The organism is Devosia sediminis, from assembly GCF_016411825.1.
Taxonomy (GTDB): domain Bacteria; phylum Pseudomonadota; class Alphaproteobacteria; order Rhizobiales; family Devosiaceae; genus Devosia; species Devosia sediminis.
This window is the reverse complement of record NZ_JAEKMH010000013.1, coordinates 2,501-5,666: the sequence shown is the minus strand read 5'-3', so window position 1 is coordinate 5,666 and position 3,166 is coordinate 2,501. Positions and strand designations below refer to the sequence as shown.

Sequence of the window (3,166 nt, the reverse complement as noted above, 5' to 3'; positions counted from 1 at the left end):
GCACGAAAGCCCCGATCGATTGATCGGGGCTTTTGATGGTTTGGTTATCGTTGAGAGATTGGGTGTTTTTGGCAGACCTTGCAGTGACCTACTCTCCCAAGTCTTGAGACTTAGTACCATTGGCGCGGAGGGATTTGACGGTCGAGTTCGGGATGGGATCGGGTCCTGGGCCCCTCGCAAGAACCACAAGGTCAGCGAAAAACACGCAAGTGAAGAATGGTCTTTTGTAACTTTGATCTGTGGCTTTCACAGTCATCGGGTGGGCTCCTGGAGGAGCTTTTGCGACGACCCCGGCGCTCGTGCGCCGCCCCGCCGGAGGTGCTGCGCACCGTGAGGCAAGGAGAAAGAGCAATCCCTTTGGGATTGCGGACATTGACTAATGAGAACGATCAAGCCGATCGAGCTATTAGTACCGGTAAGCTTCAAGCATTGCTGCTCTTCCACACCCGGCCTATCAACGTGGTGGTCTTCCACGGCTCTGATAGGGAATACTCGTTTTGAGGGAGGCTTCCTGCTTAGATGCTTTCAGCAGTTATCCCGTCCGAACTTAGCTACCCTGCAATGCGGCTGGCGCCACAACAGGTCCACCAGAGGTTCGTCCATCCCGGTCCTCTCGTACTAGGGACAGCTCCTCTCAATATTCCAACACCCACGGCAGATAGGGACCGAACTGTCTCACGACGTTCTGAACCCAGCTCACGTACCACTTTAAATGGCGAACAGCCATACCCTTGGGACCTGCTCCAGCCCCAGGATGTGATGAGCCGACATCGAGGTGCCAAACAATGCCGTCGCTATGGACGCTTGGGCATTATCAGCCTGTTATCCCCAGAGTACCTTTTATTCGTTGAGCGATGGCCCTTCCACACGGGACCACCGGATCACTATGACCGACTTTCGTCTCTGCTCGACTTGTCAGTCTCGCAGTCAGGCAGGCTTATGCCATTGCACTCGACGACCGATTTCCGACCGGTCTGAGCCCACCATCGCGCGCCTCCGTTACTCTTTGGGAGGCGACCGCCCCAGTCAAACTACCCACCATGCGCTGTCCCGGACACTGTTATGCCGCGGTTAGACACCTATGACGATAAGGGTGGTATCTCATCTTGCGGCTCCACCAAGGCTGGCGCCCTGGCTTCAAAGCCTACCACCTATCCTGCACATGCCGACACAAGTGCCAGCGCAAAGCTATAGTAAAGGTTCATGGGGTCTTTCCGTCTGACCGCAGGAACCCCGCATCTTCACGGGGAATTCAATTTCGCTGAGTCTATACTGGAGACAGTGGGGAAGTCGTTACGCCATTCGTGCAGGTCGGAACTTACCCGACAAGGAATTTCGCTACCTTAGGACCGTTATAGTTACGGCCGCCGTTTACCGGGGCTTCAATTCAAGGCGTTAACCTCTCCTTTTAACCTTCCGGCACCGGGCAGGCGTCAGACCCTATACGTCGTTTTGCAACTTCGCAGAGCCCTGTGTTTTTGATAAACAGTCGCCACCCCCTCTTTTGTGACACCTCCATACTGGTTGCCCAATAGGAGGTCACGCTTATCCCGAAGTTACGCGTGCAATTTGCCGAGTTCCTTCAGTATAGTTCTCTCAAGCGCCTTGGTATACTCTACCAGTCCACCTGTGTCGGTTTCGGGTACGGTCAATGTTGGTGGAGCTATTTCCTGGAACCGGCTCACTGCACCCCCAATCCGATAAGGGGATACAGACCCGCGCGATCCGTCACTACCACCTGGCCCACGAATATTAACGTGGTTCCCATCGTCTACGCATTTCTGCCTCGACTTAGGGGCCGGCTAACCCTGCGCTGATTAGCATTGCGCAGGAACCCTTGGACTTTCGGCGAAAGTGTCTCTCACACTTTTTGTCGCTACTCATGTCATCATTCGCACTTCCGATACCTCCAGGACCCCTCACAGGTATCCCTTCGCAGGCTTACGGAACGCTCCGCTACCGCTTGCAGTAAACTGCAAACCCTAAGCTTCGGTGCATAGTTTTAGACCCGGTACATCTTCGCCGCAGGATCACTTGACCAGTGAGCTGTTACGCTATCTTTAAAGGATGGCTGCTTCTAAGCCAACCTCCTGGTTGTCTGAGTAATCCCACATGCTTTCCCACTTAACTATGACTTGGGGACCTTAGCTGTAGGTTAGGGTTGTTTCCCTTTTGACGATGGACGTTAGCACCCACCGTCTGTCTCCCAGATAGTACTCTCGGGTATTCGGAGTTTGGTTAGGTTTGGTAAGTCGGTGAGACCCCCTAGCCCATCCAGTGCTCTACCCCCCGAGGTATTCGTCTGAGGCGATACCTAAATATCTTTCGCGGAGAACCAGCTATTTCCAAGTTTGATTGGCCTTTCACCCCTAGGAACAAGTCATCCCCGTCTTTTTCAACAGACGTGGGTTCGGCCCTCCAGTAAGTGTTACCTTACCTTCAGCCTGCTCATACCTAGATCACTTGGTTTCGGGTCTAATCCGTCTAACTTCACGCCCTATTCAGACTCGCTTTCGCTGCGCCTACACCTAACGGCTTAAGCTTGCTAGACAGACTAAGTCGATGACCCATTATACAAGAGGTACGCCGTCACCCTTGCGGGCTCCGACTGTTTGTATGCATCCAGTTTCAGGTACTATTTCACTCCCCTCGTCGGGGTGCTTTTCACCTTTCCCTCACGGTACTGGTTCGCTATCGGTCGTGTGCGAGTACTTAGGCTTGGATAGTGGTCTACCCATGTTCAGACAGAATTTCACGTGTTCCGCCTTACTCGAGGACCTCGATGCTTTCTACCGGTACGGGGCTATCACCCACTATGGCGACGTTTTCCAACGTCTTCCCGTTCTTACACCGAGGCCACTGGCCTGGTCCGCGTTCGCTCGCCACTACTAACGGAGTCTCGTTTGATGTCCTTTCCTCTGGGTACTTAGATGTTTCAGTTCCCCAGGTTAGCTCCCTTTCGGGTGACCTAAATGGTCGGGTTTCCCCATTCGGAAATCCCCGGATCAAAGCTTATTCGCAGCTCCCCGAGGCTTATCGCAGCGTATTACGTCCTTCATCGCCTGCACACGCCAAGGCATCCACTAGATGCACTTAAGACGCTTGATCGTTCTCATTATCAATGCCCGCAATATCATCAACCAAACCCCGCTCTTGTGTTCAGGGT

General features: G+C 53.5%; 2 rRNA genes. Both read right to left on the bottom strand.

Annotated features, from left to right (window positions below):
* Positions 1-75: 75 nt before the first annotated feature.
* Positions 76-191 (bottom strand): 5S ribosomal RNA (gene rrf, locus JEQ47_RS20455).
* Positions 192-385: 194 nt separating this feature from the next.
* Positions 386-3,108 (bottom strand): 23S ribosomal RNA (locus JEQ47_RS20450).
* Positions 3,109-3,166: the final 58 nt, after the last annotated feature.